The following is a 22,717-nucleotide window of genomic DNA, read 5'->3' as shown; positions in this document are numbered from 1 at the left end:
AGTTTCGCTGCTGTATCTCATGGAGGGGATCACATGCCCGTAACACGTTTTACAAAACAGACCTGGCTCGCTGGAATCGCCTGTGCGTTATTGATTTGCAGCGGTTGTTCTTCCATGAAAGATCAGATCGTCAAGAAAAATGATCAGCCGCCGGACACGCTGGAAGAAAAGATCTCCGTCGCGAAAAAGAAACTGAAGCACCCCGACAAGTTTTACGTGACACACGGCCAGCTGCAGGAAAAGATGGGCGATCTTGATTCCGCCCGCACCTCCTATCAGGTGGCCTTGGGAGAAAATCCTAAATCGATCGACGCCGTACTCGGACTCTCACGTCTGGACCAGGTTGCCGGTCGCAAAATCGAGGCAGAGAAGGGGTTCCAGAAAGCACTCGAGATGGAACCCGAGAATCCCCAGGTTCGCGCCAGCATTGGTCAATTCTATGCCGCCGAACAGAAATGGGATAAAGCCATTCCTCTGTTGAGTGAAGCGATCAAAGCCGCTCCCGCGGACAAGAACATCCGCTACCAGCTGGGAATCGCGATGGCTTCTTCGGGAGATTACCAGTCCGCGATGCCACACCTGATCCGCGCCGTCGGCGAAGCGGAAGCCCATTACAACATCGGTTACATCCTGAAAGATCGTGGCGAACTACAGGCCAGCGAGCAGCAGTTTCTGCAGGCCGTCCTGCTGAAGCCCGAGTTCAACGAAGCACAATACTGGCTGGATGAAATCCGCCGCGAAAAAGAGAACCGGCTCATGCTGGCCGGCGTCTCTTCCAGTGCTGGTGCAAAGGGAGCTGCTAAGCAGGCTGCTTACACCAAAGCGAAGCCACCAGTGAAAACAGTGCAGAACGCCGTTTCCCAGGGAATGGCCCCCGCCGGAATTCCTCAGTCGCCTCGGCGCATTTCCGCACCTGCAGACAACACCCAACAGCCGCCTCCCGGCATGAACGCAGAACAGATGGAACAGTGGCGCAACCAGCGTCAGCTTTGATCTGAATCAAGACAACAAAAAAACAGGCCCCGCATCACACGGGGCCTGTTTCATTTTCTAAGCATCGCTTCTCCACTTAAGCAGAGGCAGGAGCTTCCTGCAGTTGAGCAGCCAGCTGTTCGCAGAGCCGCTTCAACAGGGCGATCGATTCTTTTGCTTCCGCTTCGGTCATTGTCATCGGCGGGCTGACGCGAAGTACGTTACCGGCCAGGGCACCCAGCAGGTGAATGCCGTCGCCACCTTCTTCACCCAGGTAGCAGGTCTTGACCAGTTCGATCGCGACTTCCTGGCTGGTCTTGCCACCCAGTTCGGCACATTCGATTCCGAAGACCATGCCTTCGCCGCGGACCTTGGCGATGACGCCAGTCTCTTTCAGGCTCAGCAGACCTTCAGTGTAGAGAGCAGACAGCTTCTGTGTGTTCTCCATCACGTCCGTCGATTCGAACTCGTCCAGGGTGGCGAGTACGGATGCGGAAGAGAGCGGGTTGGCACTCCAGGTGTCAGAGGCTTCGCCGTATTTCAGGCTGGCAATGACATCGCTGCGACCCACGGCTGCAGCCACAGGCACGCCGTTTCCGAGGCCTTTACCCAGTACAACGAAATCGGGCTCAACCTGGTATTTTTCGAAAGCGTACATGCAACCGGTGCGGCCGAAGTTGGCCTGCACTTCATCGAAGATCAGCATGATGTCGTGTGCCCGGCAGAAGTCCTGCAGCACTTTGTGGTAAGCCACCTGTGGATGGTAGCTGCCCCCGCCGCCCAGGTAAGGCTCGGTGATCAGGCAGTTAATCCGTGAGCCGTACTCGGTCCACATGTCTTCCAGTTCTTTCTGGTAGGCAGCGGTATCCAGTACATCGTCCTTCTTGCTCATGTCGTCGCATTCGGTTCGCGGGAAGCTGATGAACTTCACGCGCGGATCGCGGTCGGCATCCGTTTCCGAACCGGTGACGGCACCCGCCAGACCCTTTTTACCATGGAAACCATAGCGGGTTGCGAGGATGATGTCCCGTGCGGGATCGCGGTGCAGACAGGCCCAGAGTGCCTTCTGAACTGCTTCTGAACCAGAGGCCGCCCACATGACTTTGTCGCAGCGGTTGCCCCCTGTGAAAGACTGAATGTTGGCGATCAGACGCTTACTGGCTTCAGTTTCAATCGGGGTGACAGCGTTGTAAGCAGTCAGGGTGACGGCATCAAAGTATTCGCCTTCCCCTTCGCCGGTCACATGTTCCGGCTTCCAGCCCATGTATTCGCTGAACCGCTTCATCCAACTGCGGGGATTGTGACCCAGGTTCGCCACCAGCACGCCCGAGGTGAAGTCGTACAGACGACGGCCTTCCGGAGTCCAGTGGTAGCAGCCGGCGGATTTGGCCAGTACTGCCTGGCTGGGGGTGAAGGTTCGCAGGGCCAGAGGTTCGGTCTGGAACAGTTCATCCCGCACCGCGTTAGACTGATTTTCGTTATCAAAGTGAATGGCAGTTGTCATGATGATCTCTTTTTACATAACAGGTAAATGACAAAGGTTAATGAATGTTGATCCGGCACCGGGGCTCGAATCTGATAGCAGGGTTAAACGGTTCCTTCGTAGAGCACTTCGAATTCGCTCGAACCAGGACGATAGAGCACCAGACCACCGTTTTCGTCGTTTACACGCACGACGCAATCCGGTTCGCCCGCAGCCCGTTTTTCCAGAATGGCTTCGAGTGCCTGGACGGCGGCCACGGTCTGACGATCCGCCGACAGGTCGTTGTAGTCCAGCGATCGAATCTGCGCCAGGCGTTCTGCCCGTTCCGATTCGGGACCGCCGAATTCGACCTGGGCAACTTCTTTCGCAAACTGTTCGATCACTTCAATTCCGTATCCCCGCTGCGAACGTTCGTTCCAGGGTTCTACAAACGGAGCGTTGAAGTGGTTGTTCAACGAGTTCTTGATCTCGTTCGGCGTTTTGTCTTCCACGGTGCATTCCACACCGCGTTTACGGGAGTGACCGTTCCACAGACCATTGTCGAAGCGGAACTGGACTTCCTGTTCGACATAGCCGGGGAAGTTATCCGGGGTAACCCACGAAGTCTGAATATCGAAGGCAGCTTCGCGGCCCGATTCGTATTCGTAAACCATTTTCATCTGGCAACTGTCCCAGGTCGGACCATCTTTCTCGCCTACCAGACCCCGCTGGCCGGCTGCGGTGATGGTTTTCAGTTTTCCACCGAACGAGAAGTCGATCAGTTTAATGTAATGCACGGCGACATAAGTTCCCGGGTTACGACCGGTAATCCACTGAGCGAACTGCTGCCCTGAAATTGCCTTGGGTTCCAGCAGCGAGCAGTAGCCGTTATTCACATGCTGCAGTACGCCATCATAAACAAAAGAACGCATCCGCTTGTGATCGGGGTCGAACAGCTTGTGATAGACCACCTTGGCAGTCACATTGTTTTTCTCAGCCAGGGCCACCAGTTCGTCCAGTTCCTGCAGACACAGAACAGAGGGCTTTTCCACGATCACATGCACGCCTGCACCCAGCAGCTTCTTACAGGCATCGAAGTGACGGTCATCGGGAGATGCGACACAGGCGAAGTTCACACCTGCTTCGATCATCTCTTCGATGGCGTTGTCTCCGGCAAAGCTCTGAAAACCGCCGACTTTGTCGCCACTCTCAGCCAGATACTTTTCTGCCCGGGATCCGGTGCGGGTAACCACTGCATCCAGCGAAACTTCCACCGGGCCGGTTGACCGCTGGTAAAGGTCCTCTTTGTAAACCGTTTCGAAGAAGGGACGATAGGTTTCATCGACGATCATACCGAAGCCAACCATGCCGGCTTTCAGTTTGGGGAGTGTTCCTGCTGGACTCATTAGTTAATCCCTAAGTGAATTCAAAATATGTGGTTTTCGAAGGTGTAAATTCGCGGTTTCCTGCTATAATCAGGGGTGTAGTGCTTGGTGAACCCCCTCGGATAGCCTGAAAGTGAATTCACTTTATGGCGGGTTGGCCGTTTTGTCAAGCCCGCAGATGCGCGGTAGCGGAAAAGATTTCGAGCTTTTCCCGCCCCGGTTGCAGAGTCCCGCCCCGGTATTTCTAGAGAAACTGAGATCCCTGTGAATAAAGAGACAAGTTTGCTGACCGAATCCACGGAATTGCACTCACTTCAGGAAGACGAGAGTCTCTCCCTGGTCGATGAGGTGTACCAGAAACTGTTGCTGCGGATTATTCGCTGTGAACTGCCCGGCGGAACCGAACTGAAGAGCACTCAACTCGCCCGTGAGATCGGCGTCAGCCGGACCCCGGTCGTTCAGGCCCTGGCACGCCTGCAGGCCGACGGGATCGTGATCCAGCAGAAAAATCACCGGGCCGTCGTCCGGGAAGGGGCCGAGAACTGGCTCGTGGAAATTCACGAACTCCGCCTGCTGCTCGAACCATCTGCCGCCGGGATGGCCGCCGGACGGATCAGCGCTGCAGAAATTCAGCGTCTGCAGGAACTGGCTGCCGGAGTCAAAGCCTGTCAGCAGGAGTACGAAGACGGCGATCAGTCTGTAGAACAGGTTCAGAAGTGGGGTGCCGCTTCCCGTAATTTCGACTACGCACTTCATCTGAGCATCGCAGACCATTGTGGTAATCTGCCGATCTGCGAAGCCATCCATAAATGCTGGAGCTATAAACGGGTATCCTACTCCGCAGCCGGGGAAACACCCGAAATCATGACGCGGGGGCTCTACGATCACCTGGTGCTCCTCGATTCACTGAAACAGCAGGATGCCGAGACCGCATCCGCCGCGATGACCATGCATTTACGAAATGCCTCCCGCATGCGACCTGATCGTTTGATTGTCTGATTACAGTTCGCGACGGAATTCTTAACGAGCCTCTGAAAAAGCAGGGGGGAACTTCGCGTAGCTCTTGAAACTTGGCTCCAACCTGTCAAAATGACCGGGAACTGGTCTGTTTTCGCGGTCCTGTTTTACTGGGAAATCACGCGAAATATCTGCAGCGCTGGCCGGTTACTTTCAAAGTGGAATAGTCTCCGCCCCGATAGTAGTGCTGATTGCTCCACGTTTATCCGCTATTGATTTAGAAACAAAAAAGGTTAATCTCCGTCATGTCAGATAATCCAAGTGTCATTTTAAGTGCCTTTGCTGATGAAGCCGCCAATCATAAAACCGCTGTTGAACAGATGGTGGCACTCTCCGCGCTGGGATTGAAATACTACAGCCCCCGCTTTATCGATGTGAACGGGGATGGGAACGTCAAGCATGTCGTCGATCTGAACAAAGCCGAATACAAGCAGTTGCTCAAGCTGCACGATGAGTACGGCATGAACGTCACCAGCATCGGTGCCCGCGTTGGTAAGATCAAACTGGTCGACAAAGAAGATGGTTCACACAACGTCTTCGTCCCCTTCAAGGAATACCTCAAGAAAGAAGTCGCCAACACGATCAACGCTGCGACCACCCTCGGTACCAAGCTGATCCGCGGTTTCTCCTTCTACCCGCCTAAGGGTGAAGATCCCAAGCCTTACATGAACCAGGCCGTTGATCAGATCGGGGAAATCGTCGATCTGTGTGCCAAGGAAGGTCTCGTGTACGGTCTCGAAATCGAGCCCAACCTGATCGGGGAAACCGGACCACTGCTGGCCGAACTGGCCCGCAAAGTCAAACGCCCCAACATGGTCACCATTTATGATGGCGGAAACATCGCCGCTCAGAACAAAGACGCGATGCAGTGTCTGAGCGAGTTCCACGACATGAGCAAATCCATGGGCTGGCTGCACATCAAAGATTACGCCGTCGATCCCGATCTGGAATGGACGGGTGTCGTTGATGAAGAGCGTCTGAAAAACTTCGTTCCCGCCAACGTGGGTGATGCCGGTCATGAATTCATCTTGCGGGAACTCCGCGACATGCTCCCCAAGATGGACAAGAAGATGAAAAAACTGGGCGTACCCGGCGTCTTCCTGGAAGTCGAGCCGCACCTCAAAGGGGGCGGACAGTTCGGCGGATTCAGTGGCCCCGATGGAATCGGCGTCGCAGTCCGGGCACTTTGCTCCGTTCTCGATTATGTCGGCATCGACTATGAACTCCGCGGTTTCAAAGACATTCAGGAACTGCGTGGCTTCTAATCAGAGTCGCACTTAAAAGATTGAAGCGGGGCGGATTTCAGAGAAAACTGTTGATCTCCGCCCCCTTCTGTTACAATTCAGAGACAGTCGTTCAAGAGTAATTATCAATGGCCTTTGATCCACAACGTTTACAGGACATCATTGCCTGCCCCAAAACCAAAGCCAGGCTGGTCTGCGACGGTGACTTTCTGGTCTCCGTCGATCCGGCGACGCGACTCAAGTATCCCATTCGCGACGGAATCCCGGTGATGCTCGTGGACGAGGCAGAGGAAGTGTCCCCGGAAGAATGGGCGGCCATCATGCAGCGACACGAACGAAATCCGGAAACGGGAGAAGCGGTCTCCTGAATTTCCGTTAACACGGTTTAAGGAGATCTGATGAAACCCACGTCGAAGCTTTTCCGATCCGATACGTTCTGCTTCCGGTGCTACTCACTGGCTCTCCTGGTCCTCATCGGTCTGGCCAACTCCGCAGCTGCCGCCGAGCCTGCTGCCACAAAACAGAAGCCCGACACGCAGGACGACCGCTATTCTTATCGTCTCGACGAACACGATCCCAACGGCATCGGCAAATTCTACCTGGGACGTGAAATCGCCCGCGTGATGGGTTACCAGGGCGCCCCCTGGCTGGAACGCACCACCCGCGAACGGGAAGAACGCCTGTCGTTGCTCCCCAAAGCACTCAAACTGCAACCCGGTATGGACATTGCCGACATCGGTGCGGGCAGCGGTGTGATCTCGGTGATCCTCGCCGAACATGTCACTCCGGGAGGAAAGATCTACGCCGTCGATGTGCAGCAGGAGATGCTCGACCTGCTCAAGAAAAAACTGGACAAAATGGGCGTCGATAACGTGGTGCCGGTGCTGGGAACACAGAAATCACCCGGTCTCAAACCGGAGTCCATCGACCTGGCAATCATGGTCGACGTCTACCATGAGTTCGAGTTTCCTTATGAGATGATGCTCGAGATCTCCAAGGCACTCAAACCTAAAGGCCGCGTCGTGCTGGTCGAATACCGCAAGGAAGATCCAACCGTCCCCATCAAGCTGGTTCATAAGATGTCCGAAGCCCAGGCAAAAAAAGAGGTCTCCCGCCCCGAACTGAATCTCAAGTGGAAAGAGACCATCGGCCTCCTTCCCCGCCAGCATATCCTCGTCTTTGAAAAGACAGCTGACGAATAAAATTCTTCCGGAAACACAATCGTCATGGGTGAGCCCGAATGTAATTCGGGCCGAGCGCAGCGAGCAGGAAACTGACTGTGTTGCGTTCTTTAAAGAGTGATTCTGGTTTGCTTTCAAATCTGAGCATAAAGTCGAATTCAGTTCGTATGTTTGCGCTGACGGTTTCCTGTTGTCTTTGACAACCCCGAATTTCATTCGGGGCCACCTTTGCTTCGTTCAACAGGTTCAAAAAAAGCCTGCTCACAACACAAGCTGTGAGCAGGCAACTTTCATTCAAGCCATCAGCGCGATTTAATACTCGCCGATCACTTCGCCTCCTGAGATCGTACTCAGCCCTGTATAAACACCGAAGTCGATGCTGGAACCAATGAGCCGCACGGAACCGTCACCCAGCAGGAACTGGGCGAAGCCGATGTGGGGTGCCGAGACATCCCGGTCATCACTCTGAGGTGAATTGGGCACATGTCCCGACTGGAAGAGCACCATGTGACCATGGTCGTCCGTCGGATCAGAGATATCACGCACGGCACCAGCCCAGGTCGTTTCGTACTCGAAATGGTTCCCGTGCGACGCCCCATTGCGGAAGGCACCATTCTGGCGTTCTCCCACGCAGAGCGTATTCGACATGCCATCAATGATGTCACGTGCGCGAGTGGAACTGTTGCGGCTGAACATTCCCGCTCGTTTCTCCTGGGTCGCATCCAGATCCGGCGGACCGAAGTTGGCGACATAGCAGCCCATCGCGTAACGTTCCGCAGAGCTTCCCATCTCCACGAAATTATTTTCGGAAACGGAGTCTGAAGGACAGAGCAGGCCCGGGATCTGTTTTTCCCGCGCCGTCAGGTTGGCGGCGTCGAAGATCGGCAGGTTGAAATTGAACTCGTTATACAAGTTGGCCTGATCGATCATCGGCAGGATCATCGCCACCCAGCCGAAACCCAGTTGATTTCCGGAAGCGCCGGGCCGGTAAATATAACCGGGAGGATAACAGCCATGCGTGTCATGGTAGTTATGTAGCCCCAGGCCCAGCTGCTTCAGGTTATTTTTACAGGACGTTCTGCGCGCTGCTTCCCGCGCCTGCTGAACGGCAGGCAGGAGCAGGGCGATCAGAATCGCAATAATGGCAATGACCACCAGGAGTTCAATCAGTGTGAACCCTCTGGGGCGATGCGGTTGGACTTTCATCGTTTTACTTTCTGAAAGAATGTGCGCAGCGGTACCGACAGTTTCTGCGCGGACCGGCAGTGCACGAAAGACATTCTGGAACAAGGTGCGCAAACCGAACCTGTCAAAGTGGGGGAAAGTGATATCCCCTCACGTCAGGCGCAGCACGCACGTTCCCTGAGACAGATCGACAATGATCTCTTCAGGGGAATTACGAGAATGAAGCAGAAAGTAAACGTTGAGGCGGCGGGACGGGGGGCGTGTCACGGAGTCGTTGATAACAGGCTTCCGCTGAGTTGAGATTCGCAAAACAGTCTGCGCGCAAAGGAACGCGGCCACGCTCAGGTGGCGCAACGCACATCCAGGATGAAACCAGTTCCGAAATCAGCCGCTCCCAGGGAATCGCCGAGAATCGCAGGCCATCGGGGAGACTGCCTGTTTCCTGGACGCTGGTCTCCGCAGTTATATGGGCGACAGCGACCTCTGTGGCAGCTGGCTCTGAGGGGGATGCGGGTAGTTGGACTGTGAATTCCCACCAGAGCAACCTGATGTGCATATGCTTGTGAGGCGACTGGGCTATCTTAGTGGCAGGCTCTTCCTGATCGTTATGGGAGTGCGCATGCCCATGATTGTGACCCGCATGCGAATGGCTGTGAGAGTGACCATGCCCGTGGCTATGCGAATGCCCGTGTCCGTGGGTATGACTGTGTCCATGCGAATGACTGTGCCCTGAAGAGTGGGAGTGCTGGTGCGCACTCTCTCCGCCGGAGTGGGTATGCTCAATCTGTACCTGGAGTGACTGGAGCAGAACTCCCAGCACTCCCAGGACACCGATGATCCAGGAAAAGTAACGCAGACGTTGTTTCATTACAGTTTGACGATAATTCTCAGCTCCCCCAAAATCAATCACCGCTCCGATTCTGATGAGAGTTCTTCACAAAATGGCAGTATTCAGCCTCTTCAGGTGAGGTTTTATATGTTCAGGTAGGGTTTGTTTGACAAAGGGCTTTTCTCATATCAATGACCGTCAAAATGCAGGTTTTCCAGCTGAAAACAGGGGTTTCATAACGGATTGACCCGTTTTTCGCTTAATAGTATACTTCGCCGCGACTTGCCCCCCTCTCTTTAGGAAATCAGCGGTTCGCCGCTGCGTGAATTTCAGGGGGGACAACCTGGAAGTGGGGAAGTTTGGATCCTGTCTGAGGAATCCGGACTTCCACGGAAAAGTGATCAACAGTCTGACCTGAATTAGAAGCGCAATTCATTCAGGGCCAGATAAGGGCTAGCGTGAAGTAATGGTGTTTGACAGTGTAATCACATCAACTGTGATGCTTATCGGCGTCTCCGTGGCGACTCTGGTCGGTGCGCTGCTGATCATCCGGCTGGCCCCCAGTCTTGGGTTGGTGCAGAAGCCCACCAATCGCTGTTCCCACATTCAACCTACGCCTCGCGGCGGTGGTCTCTCCTTTGTTGTGATCAGCCTGCTGGCGACCACGGTCTGCCTCTGGAATGAAGTCAGCTCCGGATCGCTGTTGACCGTACTGCTCTGCGGCGGTGCGCTGATCGCGGCGATTGGATTCTGTGACGATCTGTATCAGCTTTCGATTAAAAAACGCCTCGGAGCACAGATTCTGATTATCGCGGCCTCCGTTTATACACTCCTGCCGGCTCCCGCGATTGAACTCTGGGGAATCCGGCTGCAGTCCGATGTCATCTGCTGGGGAATCACAGCCCTGGCTCTGGTCTGGTGGCTGAACCTGTTTAATTTCATGGACGGCATCGACGGACTGGCGGGGATGGAAGCCACTTGCATTCTGACCACCGCCGGCGGCCTGATGTATTATCAACAGGGAGCCGCATCGTCACTGGTTCTGCTTCCCATGCTAATCCTGACTGCCAGCCTGGCGGGCTTCATCCTGGTTAACTGGGCTCCCGCGAAAATCTTTATGGGCGATGTCGGTAGTACCTTTCTGGGTTACACGCTGGGAATGCTGGCCGCAACCACCGTGTATTCCGGCGCCCTGAACCTCTGGGTCTGGCTCATCCTGCCTGGCGTCTTCTGGGTGGATGCCACGTTTACATTACTGCGGCGCATGCTGCGGGGAGATCGCTGGTACCAGGCACATCAGAGCCATACCTATCAACGCGTTTCCCGCTATCTGGTTGAACCGGAAGGGAAAAACCTGACCCGTAAAGCCGCACATCGCAGAGTCACTCTCATCGCACTGGCTCTGAATGTCTGCTGGCTCCTGCCGCTGGCAACGATGGCCCTGTTCTGGCCTGTCTGGGGACTGCCTCTGGTAATGATCGCCTGGGCGCCACTGGTGGCACTCGCCGCATACTATGGTGCAGGTAAGCCTGGAAATATTCCGCTGCCTGCCGAAGGGAATGTCTCCCCCTCTACGCTACGGAAAGAGCTGCCTCTCAAGATCTGAATCGAGGCGCTGGCTGTTATCGCAACATCACGGGAGAACTGTTCCATCTGCAGGGAACAGAAGAGGCGGAGCCGCGACTGTCTGATCACGTCGCTGAAGGGGCCTCAAGAGAGAAAAAAGGGTGAGTAACGGGGTTCGAACCCGCGACCTCCGGAATCACAATCCGGCGCTCTAACCAACTGAGCTATACCCACCATATATGTCTTATTCAGACTGATTTTAATCGGTTTTCAGGCTGCTGAAAAGTCTTCAGGGACCCGAATCGGTTCTGAGCCTACGTTATCGAAGCACCTTTCGGGATGCAAGTATTCCAAGCCCCTGATTCAAGAATATTTCCTCGATACGTGCATCTCCTGCACACAATCTGTAGAATTGATACTTCAATATTCCCCGATGAATTCACTTGATCTCATAGACTTACAAAACAGGGAAAAAAGCGCATGAAAACCATTCCACTCTCCTGTCTGCTACTGGTCTCAAGTCTCCTCTGCCTCGCCCCCTCCCAAGGGCACGCGCAGGACTCGACCAATTACCCCACACTGGGCGAAGTCATTCGCATCGATCCACGTCTCGATCAACTGATAGACAAGGATGCGAAGATTGAGGTTCTCTCCTCCGGCTTCGATTGGTCCGAAGGTCCTGTCTGGGTTGGAGATGCGAAAGACGGTTATCTGCTCTTTTCCGATATTCCCCGCAACTCAGTCATGAAATGGAAAGAGGGAACTGGTGCGTCTCTGTTCATGAAACCCTCGGGTTACACTGGAGTCGCTCCCTACGGAGGCGAGCCTGGCTGCAATGGTCTGATCCTGGATCCCCAGGGACGACTGGTCTCCTGTGAGCATGGCGATCGGCGGATTTCCGTCCTCACCAAAGAGGGGGGCAAGCGGACGATGGTCGACAACTACATGGGCAAACGCCTCAACAGCCCCAACGATGGTACATTCAAATCCAATGGGGATTTCTACTTCACCGATCCCCCGTACGGTCTGCCCGATCGTTATAACGATCCCCGTCGCGAACTCGACTTCTGTGGCGTCTACCGTCTGGCGACTGACGGAACCCTGACTCTGCTCACGAAAGAGATGACCCGCCCCAACGGCATCGCCTTCTCACCGGATGAAAAAACACTGTACGTCGCACAGTCCGATCCTGAAGCCGCGCTGTGGAAAGCATTCCCCGTCAATAAGGATGGGACACTGGGGCAGAGCAAGGTCTTCGGTGATGTCACCGAAAATGTCGGCAAGCTGCCCGGACTGCCCGATGGTCTGAAGACCGACCTCAAAGGCAACGTCTTCGCTACCGGACCAGGGGGCTGTTATATCTTCAGTCCCGAAGGTGATTTGCTGGGACGCATCAGCACCGGCGAACGGACCGCCAACTGTGCCTGGGGTAATGACGGTTCAGTCCTCTACCTCACCGCAGATACGTACCTGGTTCGCATTCAGACCAAGACCAAGGGACACGTCGGACCACAGAAGGCCAAATAAGACGGTTGCCCCATCAGACGGTTTTAGAGCTAAATCACCTCCCTCCCGGTGTTCCCCTCAGCGGGACGCCGGGGGAGCGGGAGGCACAGCTGGTGTCTGGCTCTGACTGTTCTTAAACACAAACAGCACTCTGACCGGGGGTTTATCCCCGCCAGCAGATCGCTGGTTCGTTGTCAGTTTCTGATCAGCAGCGTACGGCAGCAGACCCTGGTTCGGCTTGGAAGCGACCAGGGGGGCCTCGGGTGAAGCAGACCTGGCCTGGCTCAGTGTCGGGAGTGGCGTCGCTTGTTTGTACTCTCTTGCGCGGCGTGTAAGCTGTTCGGGAGGTACCTGCATCCGATAGCGGGTCTGGTAACCTGTATTTTCGTTCGAACGCGCCAGACCATCGTTAGCAGAAGCTCCGTCGCTGACTTTGCTATCCTGCTTTTGATTGTCCCCCGCCTGGAAGGGGGTGTCAGCTTCGACAGCCGTGTTTTCTGCCAGCAGACGTGGCAGGTCTTTGACGCTTTCCGTCAGTGAAGATTCATCAATGGCCGGCTGCAGGGACAGGCCCAGCAACTGACTCTGATTCAGATCTTTCTGTAAATCATTCAGCGCCGAGGCCACCTGTGTATCGGAGGCTTCCACGAAGACCGCGAACAGTTCATCCTCTTGAGCCGGTTCCGTCTTCTTTTCACCGGCGCTGTTACCGTTCTGGGAATTCAGGCGATTCAGCTGACGTTCCACTTCGGACTGTTTTTTCTGATTGACCGGAATGTTATTCTTGCTCAACAGCAGTTCCATGGTGCCCAGTGCCTGTTTCACATCGACCACACGTACTTCGATCACCGCAACCTTGCCATTGATATCCTGGAAGTAAGGCAAGACGTCGCCAATACGAATCGCATCCATGGGAATATGTGAGGGCAGACCTGTCATCGGAGGAATTGTCGGAAACGTGAGACGATTCTGGGCTTGGACTTCCGCCATGCGTTGCATGACTTTCTGCTCTGCAAACGTGTTTTTAATCGCAAAGTCGGCCGTCTCTTTACGGGCCAGACCAGCCCCGCCCACCCCCGGTTGTCCTTGCGCCAGCTCGCTTTTTGCAGCGGCAGGGGCTGACATCCGCAGGGAGACAGACGGCGCATTTTCAGGGGGAGCTGCCGCCGTTTTCATTTTCAGGTCTGCGACCGGTTTGCCCTGGTAACTGAAACTGTTATGAAACGCGTCCATCTGCTCACCTTCCCGCAGCGCGACATCTGATTCGGGAGCGGGTTCGGCCTGACTCATTAGTGTTGTCTGTTGATCGGTAGAGGGCATCTGCCAGCTGGTACCTGCGTTCGGCTCTGGAATATTCAGCAGTAAAACAAATAAGACCAAGGCTGCCAGAGAAGAACAGGTACTGATAGCGACCGCAATCCGGTAACGCAGCATCGAAGGACCAGACGGGGCCGGAGCCGTCGCGGGTGTAGCTGGAGTGGAGTTCAACAGGGTTTCCTGTTCGATCCGTTTGCGGATCGAGGGCGCCAGTTCGGGGGGCGCAGATTCCGTCGCTGTCTCCTGGATCAACCGGGAGATCTCACCGAACTCGTGCAGTTCCTGTCGCGCTGCCGCTGACTCTTCCAGCAGCGACTCCAACTCCCGGCTTTCCTCGTCAGAGGACTCCCGGTCGAAGTAGGCGGACAGGTTTTCGTTAGATGATGGACTACTCATTTTGATTCACTTATTGATGACTCGTGGTCAGACTCGGAAACACGGGCCAGGGGTGCCTCCTGGAACAACGCGTTCAGTTTCTGTTTCAGTTCATTCCTTCCTCTAAAAATGCGGCTGCGGACCGTTCCCAGTGGAACGTCCGTGAGCTCTGCGATTTCTCCGTATGACAAACCTTCCAGCTCCCGCAGAATCAGCGGGGTCCGGTATTCTTCCTGTAATTCATTCAACGCCTGGTGGACGATCTGTTTGCGCTCGGTGCGTTCTGCCACGTCGGGAGGGTGTTGGTCGGGGTGAGGATCTTCCAGCCATTGACCTGACTGGTTTTCCTGCGGATCAATGGGGGTGGCGGATCGTTTCTGTTTTCGTTTCTGGGTAATCGCTGCATTAAAAGCGATGCGGAACAGCCAGGAGTAAAAGGCGGCTGTTCCCCGGAATGTGTTCAACTTGAAAAATGCCTGGGTAAAGCCTTCCTGGGCGGCGTCGCGCGCATCGTCGCTGGAGCCCAGAATCCGCACCAGTGTTCGATACAGACGGTCCTGATATTTTAGAACCAGCTGATCAAACGCCTCAGTACGACCTGCCAAACACTCTTGAATCAGGTATTGATCATTGTTGGTCACAGTAATAGAGAGACGAAACCAGGCTCAAAGAAGTTCCCGCGGTTCACAGAAAACCGCAGTTTTGCACAAATTCGATCAACGCTGAGATGGTATCTTCTTACTTTTCAGTAGCTTACGTCAATATCAATTCGTGAGAGCGACGTGATTCAAGCCTGTGAATCAGCCGTCAGCTCACGATTATCGATCAATCGTGTGGAACCGGACCAGGCGGCGATCAACGCGACCATCCGGCTTTGCGCGGTTGAGAGCTCTTCCAGGGTATCTGGATCAGCGATCGTCGCGTAATCGAGTTTGATCAGCGGCGTTCCCGACAGCAGCTCCCGCATTTCTGTTTTGATGCGCTCGAGATCCGTCTCACCAGAGGCGATTCGCTCCTCAGCCAGTGCCAGCGCTCGAGAAAGGGACAAGCCCGATGCCCGTTCTTCTGCTGAGAGATAAGCATTGCGACTGCTCAGCGCCAGACCATCTGCGTCCCGGATGATAGGGCACGTGACAATTTCCACCGGAAGATTCAAATCGAGACACATCCGCCTTACGATGGCCTGCTGCTGATAATCTTTCGCCCCGAAATAGGCTTTGTCGGGCAGGCAGCTGAGCAGGAGTTTGGTGACCACGGTCGTGACGCCACGGAAGTGATGCGGACGGGTTGCGCCCTCCAGAGTCTCCGTCAGTGTTTCCACATCCACATGCGTTGAGAAGTGAGCCGGATACATCATGTCTTTGGTCGGCGTCCAGACCAGGTCCGCCCCCGCAGCCTGGCATTTCTCCAGGTCTGCAGCCAGCGTCCGCGGGTACTTGTCGAAATCTTCATTCGGGCCGAACTGTGTCGGATTCACGAAGATTGAAACCACGACGAAATCGCACTCTTTTCGTGCGGCTTCCACGAGGCTGGCATGTCCCTGATGCAGGGCACCCATGGTCGGCACAAAACCGATGTCGGCACCTCCCTGGCGGGCAGCTCGTACTCGCTGACGCAGTTCCGGGATTTCAGCAACCGTATCCATGCCCGCTTACTCCGATCTAGGGGTAAGATCTCGTCCTGTCAGGCGACTAGGATTTTTTCGGAGACGGCTTCCGGTTTCCGCCACCCCGTTTTCCGGAGGAACGACGCGAAGACCGTTTCGGACGTCGGCGGCTCTGATCGTCAGCTGCTTCCGGATCTGACTTTTTGCTGTCTCCCTCTTTGGCCTCTTTGGCTTTGTCCTGGCTGGAAGACTTGCCGCTCACCAGCTTGGGGTTCAGCAGATAAGAGATGGCTTCTTCCCAACTTGGTACGTTGGGATATTTGTTTTCGATCTCTTTCTTGCGGGGACGCGGTGCTTCGGAGCTGTCTGTTTCATCGTCAGAGTCAGACTCTGCAGCAGCAGGCTTTTTGCGACGACGAGAGCGGCGCGAGCGTTTCGGCTTCTGTTCGGTCTCCTCTTCGTCCTCTTCATCAGAGGCTTCATCGTCGACTTCCAGTTCCTCAACTTCGTCTTCCGTTTCTTCCTCATCCTCAGCGGTTTCAGAAGTTTCTTCTTTCTTACGCGAACGTGAGCGTCTCCGGCGTCGACGACGTCGGGGCTTCTTCGGTTCTTCCGCTTCTTCTTCCTCGGAGTCTTCTTCTGCAACAACCGTCTCTTCTTCTTCGGCGACGGCTTCGTCCTCCAGATCCTCTTCGTCTTCTTCCTCAACTTCGAAGGAAATTTCTTCTGAAATCAGACCGAAGCCGAAGGAATCGTCGTCGTCCAGACGTTCGTCTGTCCGTGCGGTGGCAGGGGGATTTTCTGCGGTTTTCTTTTTGCGACTACGCGAACGACGGGAGCGGGCCGGTTTTTCCTGAACTTCTTCCTCAGCTTCAGCAACCGCTTCATCATCATCTTCTTCGTCGTCTTCGTCTTCGTCATCCTCTTCATCAGAGGCGGCGGGGCTCTTCGCTGACTTGGAATCGTCTTCGTCCCAGTCCCAGCCGTCCAGAGCATCCCAGTAAGTGTCTTCTTCGTCATCATCTTCGTCGTCGGAAGACTCGGCTGCGACTTGGGCGGCGGGTTCGAAATCTTCTTCGATCTCGTCTTCCTCGTCCTCTTCGTCGTCATCGAAGGACGCGATCACTTCATCTTCGTCGTCGTCCTCATCTTCGTCGTCAGCTTCAGCGAAGACATCGTCATCTTCGTCGTCTTCCTCGTCATCAGAGGCGAGTACTTCGGGCTCATCGTCGTCGTCGTCATCGAAGATGGCGGAACCAAATCCGCTTTCATCATCGTCATCATCCGTCTCCTCCTGAACACGGGAGACGGCAGCAGCCGACGGCTCTGCAGGGGCCGGGGTTTCCGGTTCCTCAGAGGTAGCCTCAACGTCTGCCTCGTCGTCTTCGGGCAGATCATCTTCATCAAAATCGACGGGCTCGGGTTTGACCTGCTGGTCAAAATCAATTCCAAACAGGTCACCTGCGAGGGACTCCCAGGAGTCGCCTTCGCCCGACGGATTCTTGCCAAAAGGCTCTTTGCTTTTATTCATACAGCGCAAAATACACGTTCTTTATTGCTTTTACAAGATTTGCGCCATGTGCGAATCAGTGATATCAGCAGAATTCAGACTTATTTTGAGTACTCGATGTGGCGAATCACAGCCTGCAATTTGCGGGCTTTTTCCAGCATCGCGTGATAGCGGGGAACTTTGGAATATCCCACCTGACGCGCCAGCAGGTCTGCTTCCGCACTCAGGACGACTGTACAGGGGATCGATTTCACCTTCAGAGTGTCGGCGATTTCCCGATCTTTGTCGAAATCGAGGTGTACAGGCTCGAATGCCTGATTCAGGTAGCGGGCCATCCGTGGATCGGAGAGGGTATCTTTCTCCAGTTTCCGGCAGTAAGTACACCAGCTGGCATCAAATACGATGAATACCGGCTTGTTACTTTTCATCGCGGCCTGGTGAGCCGTTTCCAGGTCCTGGTGCCACTTGATCTCTTCCGCGACTGATTCCGCGTTCGAGGCTTTTGAATCGGATTTCAAGAGCTCGATACAGATGCCAACCACGACGACAAGTGAAAAGCCAACAACGGCCCACTGGAGCTTCTGGGGAAGTCGTTTCATTTCATAGACTCCTTCATAAGTAAGGTAACCTGATTCGGTATCTATACTTATGTGACTGATAACTGATAGACCCGTAAAATGTGAGCAACTTACAAAATCGTTATAAATCGTTCACTGTGCTTTATCGGTATCAGATGAGGAACTTCTATGAATGATTCGACCGGAAATACCGGTTTGTCAGGCACATGGCCCGTAAAGTTTACCTAACCGGAACAGAATTGGGCTCTGCCACGAAAAAAAGCCAAGCCTGAAGCGGGTTCGGCACGATTACGAACCGCTTCAGGCTTGGCTGAATGGACTGTTGTCCCGCCGATTACTCAGAACCAGCTGCCTTCTCGGGAGGCTTGGAATCGGTAGTTTTCTTCTCAGATTCCGGCTGCTTCGGGGAGGTTTTTTCCGCAGCCGGCTTGGGTTTCGCCTCCGTTTTGGCAGGCGCCGGTTTACTCTCGCTGTCGGATTTCGCCGGAGCCGGTTTCGTAGAAGGAGCAGGTTTCGCGGACGGAGCCGGTTTCGGCGCTGCAGGCTTCCCACCTGGCTGAGCGGGAGCCTTCATGCCGGGAAGGTTCAGGCCCGGAATTCCCAGAGCGGGATTACCCGCTCCCGGTTGGGCGGCACCCTCTTCGGGCTTGTCTGCCGGCTCGACCAGGGCTTTCCGCGACATCCGCAACTTTTCGAAGCTGTTGGCGGAAATCACGTAGTACCAGTCTGCGAACCGCTGATTCAGCTCCTGCACGCGCTCCTGGCCCTTGATGACCTTCTCGTCGTACTCCTTCAACTGCTTCTCGTAGGTTTTGAGAGCCGACTCATACTTCTTCATCGCGGCTGCATATTCTGCTTCCGGATCCGGCTTCTTCTCGTCGGCTTTGTCATCCTTCTTGTCAGCTGCTTTCGCATCGGCCGGTTTATCGCCGTCCGTTTTTTCTTTCGTCTCAGCCGGCTTTTCCGGTTTGGTCGGCTTCTGTGGTGGATCGCCGATAAAGGACGGATCGAAGGTCACCGTTACGAACAGGTAGCGGCTGGTCTTCATGGCATCATTGTCATCGGTTTTGCCAGGCTTCTCTACCGCTTCCTCTGTTTTGTCTGCAGGTTTCTTTTCTTTGGAATCTGCTTTTTCAGCGTCTTTCGCCGGGGCTTTGTCGTTCTTCTCTTTGCTGCCGTTACCGACTTCGATATCCAGCGTGCTGCCTGTAAAGATTTCACCGAAGTAGAGCGAGTAAACCACACCCTGGTTGGTGACCACAATCACTTCCCCTTCGTTGGATACCAGCTGCTGACCGCCTGACGCAGTCTGGGCCACGATGAAACCTTTGCTCTGCAGGTCGACAAAGTCGAGTGCATTTTTCAGCTGCAGCTGTCCCGACTTCTTGAGCTCCGCAGCGATGGCTGCCGGCTTGGGACGGATTCCCTGAATCTTGAGGTCGACCAGCGTGTTGATCATCTGGTTGACATCGGCGGTATTCAGTTTCTCAGTTTCGGTATTCAGACCTTCGAGTTCCCAGGGAGAACTGGAGTTCTTGCGTTTCAGCGTCGAAAGTTCTTCGTCCACCAGGCGACGATTCTTTTCATCGATGGAGTATTTATTCACGATGATTTCCACCAGTCGATCCCGGTCGACCTTCAGCAGGTCCGGTTCGATCCAGTCCGAGAAATCAGACGAGAGATCCACGTTGAGCTTGGTCCGGTAAACCGAATCTTCGTCGACTTTTCGCACGTAGTATTCATTGGGTTGTTCCGGCACCTGTTTACCGATGATAAAGTCGACCAGCGGGGCACCACCCTCTTTGGACAGTGTCAGACGCTGACCGCGGCCCTGCAGGTTGGTGTTCGATTCGTCAAGTGGATCGATGACGCCGAACCGTTCATGGTCGCTTTTACGCCGACTTTCCAGGGCACCGCGAACCACTCCTACCAGCGAAGTAGCGGTTTCCGCCAGTTCGTCTTCGGCGTCAGCCGGGTAGTCGTGGTGCGACGGAATCCGCCAGGCACCGTTTTTGTAGTCGACGTTGAAGACTTTCAGCGTGGCGGAATCTTCATCGTAGCTCACCACCCGCAGCGCTCTGGCCTGGGTCGGATCCGTGAAGTCCGGATAGAATTCTTCGCCTACCTTTTCATAACCCGTCAGCTCGACCGGTTGCGAGGCGCGATCGGTTACGAACGCCGCAATTAAGGCAACCACGGCGATTCCCACAAAGGTCAATGTTCTCGTCGTTTCATTCATGGCAAACGTTTTACTTAAAACAAGTGGTTTAAGATGGATTGAAACTGGCCGCGGGGGCTGCGTTTATTTCAGTCTCCGGTCCGGAGCAATATTCTGGTTCTCGTGCTTCAAGCGGAAGAACAGGAAGCAGATTCCCAACAGGATCGCCGGGAAGGGGGGCACCAGGATCGCATACCAGCGAATCCGGTTTTCAATTTCCCGAATCTGTCGCTCGGTTTGAGCTTTGATCTTTTCGACCTGTTGCTGTTTTTCCCGTTCGATCTTGGCTTCATCGACTTCCAGCCGACGACTTTCGTTTTCTTCAGCCATTCGTAAACGGATCTGTTTTTCCCGGCTGTCCATGGAAGGATCTTTTTCGATCTTTTCCCGTTGCTCTTTGAGACGATCACGGGCTTCTTCCAGTTTGGCATCAGCGACCTCGTTGGCCTTTTCCCGTTCTGCATTCCGCTCTTTGATGAAGACCGAAGTTTCGCGTTCGACCAGTGTCAGCGTGCGATGTTTCTGACGCCGTTTGCGGAGTGAGATATAGGAATCGTCCCCGGCCAGCTGGTCGACACAGTTCAACAGGAAGGTGACGTTGTCGATCTTCAGACCGAAGGCCTGACGCTCACGGATGTTGAACAGCTCATCCGAGATCAGGTCGGCATCGGCGACGAAGATCACGTTCAGGTCCTTCACTTTTGATTTCGGCGTCGAAGTGATATGGGCCGCCAGCACGTGGGCGTGTTCGTCGATCACGCGGACCGGATCCTGCACGATGCGTACCGAGTTGAAGAACGGGCTGGTGATCTCACCCCACGCCAGCAGACCGGAGTTGGGACCGGTACGCAGCAGCGGTTCGAAATTCAGATTCCGGTCTTTCCGCGGACGGATACTGCCCGGGAAGAAGGTCAGCATTTCCTGCAGACCACTGGTGATATTGCTGTCGAGGCTGAAGGCGCTTTTCGTTCCACTCTTGGGGCTGATGAAGATCAGCTCGGGACGCACGACTTCGGCAAACTCAGGATGCGGATTGAAGTAGTCGAATACCACTTCCCCGTTATCCCAGGCAATCTCCAGCAGGTTCATCAGCGGCGTCAGCCGACCCTCGTAAGCCTTGGGCGTTGGCGGCGGTTGACGCATTCCCATCATGCCTCCTGGACTTGGTTTGGGCATGCGGGGCGCCATCTGAATGCCTCGTCCTCCACCGAAGACGGGCAGCGGGTCATCGCAGATCAGTGTCGGTTTCCCTTTCTTGACGTAGTCCACCAGATTCTTGAGCTGGGGTTCGGTCAATGACGAGGGGAGCACCGCCAGCAGAACGTCGTAATCGGTATCGCTGATCGGCGAATCGGGGGAAACCTGCTCGACCCGGTACTGTTTCTTGAGTTCACTCACAATCAGCCACGGAGGCTGGTTGCCGCCCATGCTCATGTCCAGGCCACCAAAAATGCTGGCATCGGTATTCAGTATGCCGACCGTCAGACGATCATCTTTGGAGACCGTACGAATAGAGCGGGTCAGCTCGTATTCGATGGGAGTCCCGACATTGAAGAACGGAATCACCACTTCATCGGTCGCACTCTTCACGACGGCACCCATGAAGATGGTTTCCACGTAAGCCCGTCCACCCCGTTCGGTCTGTACCCGTTGGGGAGAGATGTCCAGCAGCCGGGCTTCCTCTTCTTCCTTACTGAACGGCTCAACGTCGACGAACCGCACCTGCAGGCGTTTGCCGCCCAGCTGGTCATATTCCCGCAGCAGGCCGATCAGTCGTTTGCGAATCGGCACGTATTCCCGCGAGACTTCCGGACTGATGAAAGCTTCAATCGTGACGGGGTTTTTATCGTCGATCTTGGAGATCAGGTCTTTGGTCGTCTGTGACAGGCTGTAGACCCTTTCGCTCGTCATATCGATGCGGCTGCTGCCGTAGGAGACAATCGCATTCACGCTGATCAGGATCACTGCCAGCGAAACGGTTCGCACCAGGTACTGCAGTCCCATCGAATTCTGTTCCTGGGAACTCCAGTGTCGGCGGGTGATGAGCACCCGGTTCAGGTACAGCATCATGATCGCCAGCGAGATGAAGTACAGCACCGAGGCCAGCGGCAGAACACCGGTGTTGAAATCCTGGAACTGTTCGACCAGGCTCAGACTCTGAATCAGATTACTGGAAGGAGCCACCTGTCCAATGAAGACCGGGATCGCGCAGATCACGGTTCCCAGCACAAACGCGACCGTGGTGCTGCTCGTCAGCGCGGAAGCGAACATGCCCGCAGAGAGCAGGGAGGCACCCGCGAGCCAGTAACCAAAGTAAGTCGTAAACATCAGCCCCATGTCCGGGTTGCCGATGCTGGAGAGCACGAAAATATGCGTGACGGAGAACAGCAGGGCGATCGTGTAGACCGCCAGTACCGCCAGGAATTTGCCCAGCAGGACTTCCAGATCCGAAGCGGGCAGGGTAAACAGCAGTTCGTCGGTCCCCAGTTTTTTCTCATCGGCCCAGACGCCCATCGTAATTGCCGGGATGATGAACAGCAGCAGCAGGGGATACCACAGGCTCAACTGATCCAGGTTCGCCTGGTTGTTGGCGAAGAACTGCTGGTTGAAGGCAGCGAAGGCACCGGCGACCACGAACACGACAATAAACAGATAGCCGAGCACTCCCGAGAAGTAGCTCTGTACGTTTCGCTTGAAGACGGCCAATACAACGTTGTTCCGCAACATAACAGAAGGGTCCTTACGTCAGCTTTATGAGATAACGAA

General features: G+C 54.8%; 18 protein-coding genes and 1 tRNA gene. 7 read left to right on the top strand and 12 right to left on the bottom strand.

The window, feature by feature from the left end:
• The first annotated feature begins 33 nt into the window (after positions 1 to 33).
• Positions 34 to 993 (top strand): tetratricopeptide repeat protein, encoded by a 960-nt coding sequence (locus FYZ48_RS14600; RefSeq protein ID WP_149341570.1) that lies wholly within the window; start codon positions 34 to 36, stop codon positions 991 to 993.
• A 76-nt stretch (positions 994 to 1,069) separates the two neighbouring features.
• Here the strand turns inward: FYZ48_RS14600 and FYZ48_RS14595 are convergent, their stop codons facing one another.
• Entirely contained in the window at positions 1,070 to 2,476 is a 1,407-nt protein-coding gene (locus tag FYZ48_RS14595; protein WP_145037172.1) for an aspartate aminotransferase family protein, read from the bottom strand.
• Between the two features lie 83 nt (positions 2,477 to 2,559).
• Entirely contained in the window at positions 2,560 to 3,840 is a 1,281-nt protein-coding gene (locus FYZ48_RS14590) for a Gfo/Idh/MocA family protein (protein ID WP_149341568.1), read from the bottom strand.
• A gap of 261 nt (positions 3,841 to 4,101) precedes the next feature.
• On the opposite strand from FYZ48_RS14590, the gene FYZ48_RS14585 reads away from it, so the two are divergent.
• The 4 genes from FYZ48_RS14585 (at position 4,102) to FYZ48_RS14570 (ending at position 7,282) form a co-directional block, all read left to right on the top strand.
• Positions 4,102 to 4,818, top strand: a complete 717-nt coding sequence (locus FYZ48_RS14585; protein WP_145439255.1) for a GntR family transcriptional regulator — start codon at positions 4,102 to 4,104, stop codon at positions 4,816 to 4,818.
• A gap of 263 nt (positions 4,819 to 5,081) precedes the next feature.
• Positions 5,082 to 6,101: a sugar phosphate isomerase/epimerase family protein gene (locus FYZ48_RS14580; RefSeq protein WP_149341566.1), complete on the top strand. Its 1,020-nt coding sequence runs from the start codon at positions 5,082 to 5,084 to the stop codon at positions 6,099 to 6,101.
• 107 nt (positions 6,102 to 6,208) lie between these two features.
• Positions 6,209 to 6,448, top strand: coding sequence for a Trm112 family protein (locus tag FYZ48_RS14575; protein WP_149341564.1), 240 nt, complete (start codon positions 6,209 to 6,211; stop codon positions 6,446 to 6,448).
• Between the two features lie 30 nt (positions 6,449 to 6,478).
• Complete coding sequence (locus FYZ48_RS14570; protein WP_149341562.1) at positions 6,479 to 7,282, top strand: class I SAM-dependent methyltransferase; 804 nt, start codon at positions 6,479 to 6,481, stop codon at positions 7,280 to 7,282.
• Positions 7,283 to 7,573: 291 nt separating this feature from the next.
• On the opposite strand, the gene FYZ48_RS14565 is transcribed toward FYZ48_RS14570, so the two are convergent.
• Both FYZ48_RS14565 and FYZ48_RS29265 read right to left on the bottom strand, forming a co-directional pair.
• Entirely contained in the window at positions 7,574 to 8,467 is an 894-nt protein-coding gene (locus FYZ48_RS14565) for a DUF1559 domain-containing protein (RefSeq protein ID WP_145193701.1), read from the bottom strand.
• Between the two features lie 190 nt (positions 8,468 to 8,657).
• Entirely contained in the window at positions 8,658 to 9,314 is a 657-nt protein-coding gene (locus FYZ48_RS29265) for a hypothetical protein (RefSeq protein WP_187782029.1), read from the bottom strand.
• Between the two features lie 427 nt (positions 9,315 to 9,741).
• Between FYZ48_RS29265 and FYZ48_RS14555 the strand changes: the two genes are divergently transcribed.
• Positions 9,742 to 10,881: an MraY family glycosyltransferase gene (locus FYZ48_RS14555; RefSeq protein ID WP_149341560.1), complete on the top strand. Its 1,140-nt coding sequence runs from the start codon at positions 9,742 to 9,744 to the stop codon at positions 10,879 to 10,881.
• 120 nt (positions 10,882 to 11,001) lie between these two features.
• Here FYZ48_RS14555 and FYZ48_RS14550 read toward each other — a convergent pair.
• A tRNA-His gene (locus FYZ48_RS14550) sits at positions 11,002 to 11,075 on the bottom strand.
• Between the two features lie 246 nt (positions 11,076 to 11,321).
• Between FYZ48_RS14550 and FYZ48_RS14545 the strand changes: the two genes are divergently transcribed.
• Entirely contained in the window at positions 11,322 to 12,368 is a 1,047-nt protein-coding gene (locus FYZ48_RS14545) for an SMP-30/gluconolactonase/LRE family protein (RefSeq protein ID WP_149341558.1), read from the top strand.
• A 57-nt stretch (positions 12,369 to 12,425) separates the two neighbouring features.
• Here FYZ48_RS14545 and FYZ48_RS14540 read toward each other — a convergent pair whose 3' ends face one another.
• From FYZ48_RS14540 to FYZ48_RS14510, 7 genes are all read right to left on the bottom strand, one after another.
• A complete protein-coding gene (locus FYZ48_RS14540) occupies positions 12,426 to 14,060 on the bottom strand; it encodes an anti-sigma factor family protein (RefSeq protein ID WP_149341556.1) in 1,635 nt (544 codons plus the stop codon).
• On the bottom strand, positions 14,057 to 14,644 hold the full coding sequence (locus FYZ48_RS14535; protein ID WP_228030590.1) for a sigma-70 family RNA polymerase sigma factor: 588 nt from the start codon (positions 14,642 to 14,644) through the stop codon (positions 14,057 to 14,059). The genes FYZ48_RS14540 and FYZ48_RS14535 overlap by 4 nt, the downstream gene beginning before the upstream one ends.
• A gap of 182 nt (positions 14,645 to 14,826) precedes the next feature.
• Positions 14,827 to 15,684 (bottom strand): pantoate--beta-alanine ligase, encoded by an 858-nt coding sequence (panC, locus tag FYZ48_RS14530; protein WP_149341554.1) that lies wholly within the window; start codon positions 15,682 to 15,684, stop codon positions 14,827 to 14,829.
• A 46-nt stretch (positions 15,685 to 15,730) separates the two neighbouring features.
• The gene (locus FYZ48_RS14525; protein WP_149341552.1) at positions 15,731 to 17,176 is read right to left on the bottom strand and encodes a hypothetical protein; all 1,446 of its coding nucleotides are present in this window, start codon (positions 17,174 to 17,176) and stop codon (positions 15,731 to 15,733) included.
• An 80-nt stretch (positions 17,177 to 17,256) separates the two neighbouring features.
• Positions 17,257 to 17,754 carry a thioredoxin family protein gene (locus FYZ48_RS14520; RefSeq protein WP_145181148.1) on the bottom strand — a complete coding sequence of 166 codons (498 nt, stop codon included), beginning with the start codon at positions 17,752 to 17,754 and terminating at the stop codon, positions 17,257 to 17,259.
• Positions 17,755 to 18,067: 313 nt separating this feature from the next.
• A complete protein-coding gene (locus tag FYZ48_RS14515) occupies positions 18,068 to 19,972 on the bottom strand; it encodes a DUF4340 domain-containing protein (protein WP_149341550.1) in 1,905 nt (634 codons plus the stop codon).
• A gap of 63 nt (positions 19,973 to 20,035) precedes the next feature.
• Entirely contained in the window at positions 20,036 to 22,678 is a 2,643-nt protein-coding gene (locus tag FYZ48_RS14510; RefSeq protein ID WP_149341548.1) for a Gldg family protein, read from the bottom strand.
• Between the last annotated feature and the right edge of the window lie 39 nt (positions 22,679 to 22,717).

The organism is Gimesia chilikensis, from assembly GCF_008329715.1.
In the GTDB taxonomy this organism is placed as follows: Bacteria; Planctomycetota; Planctomycetia; order Planctomycetales; family Planctomycetaceae; genus Gimesia; species Gimesia chilikensis.
This window is presented reverse-complemented; position numbering and strand designations above follow the sequence as displayed.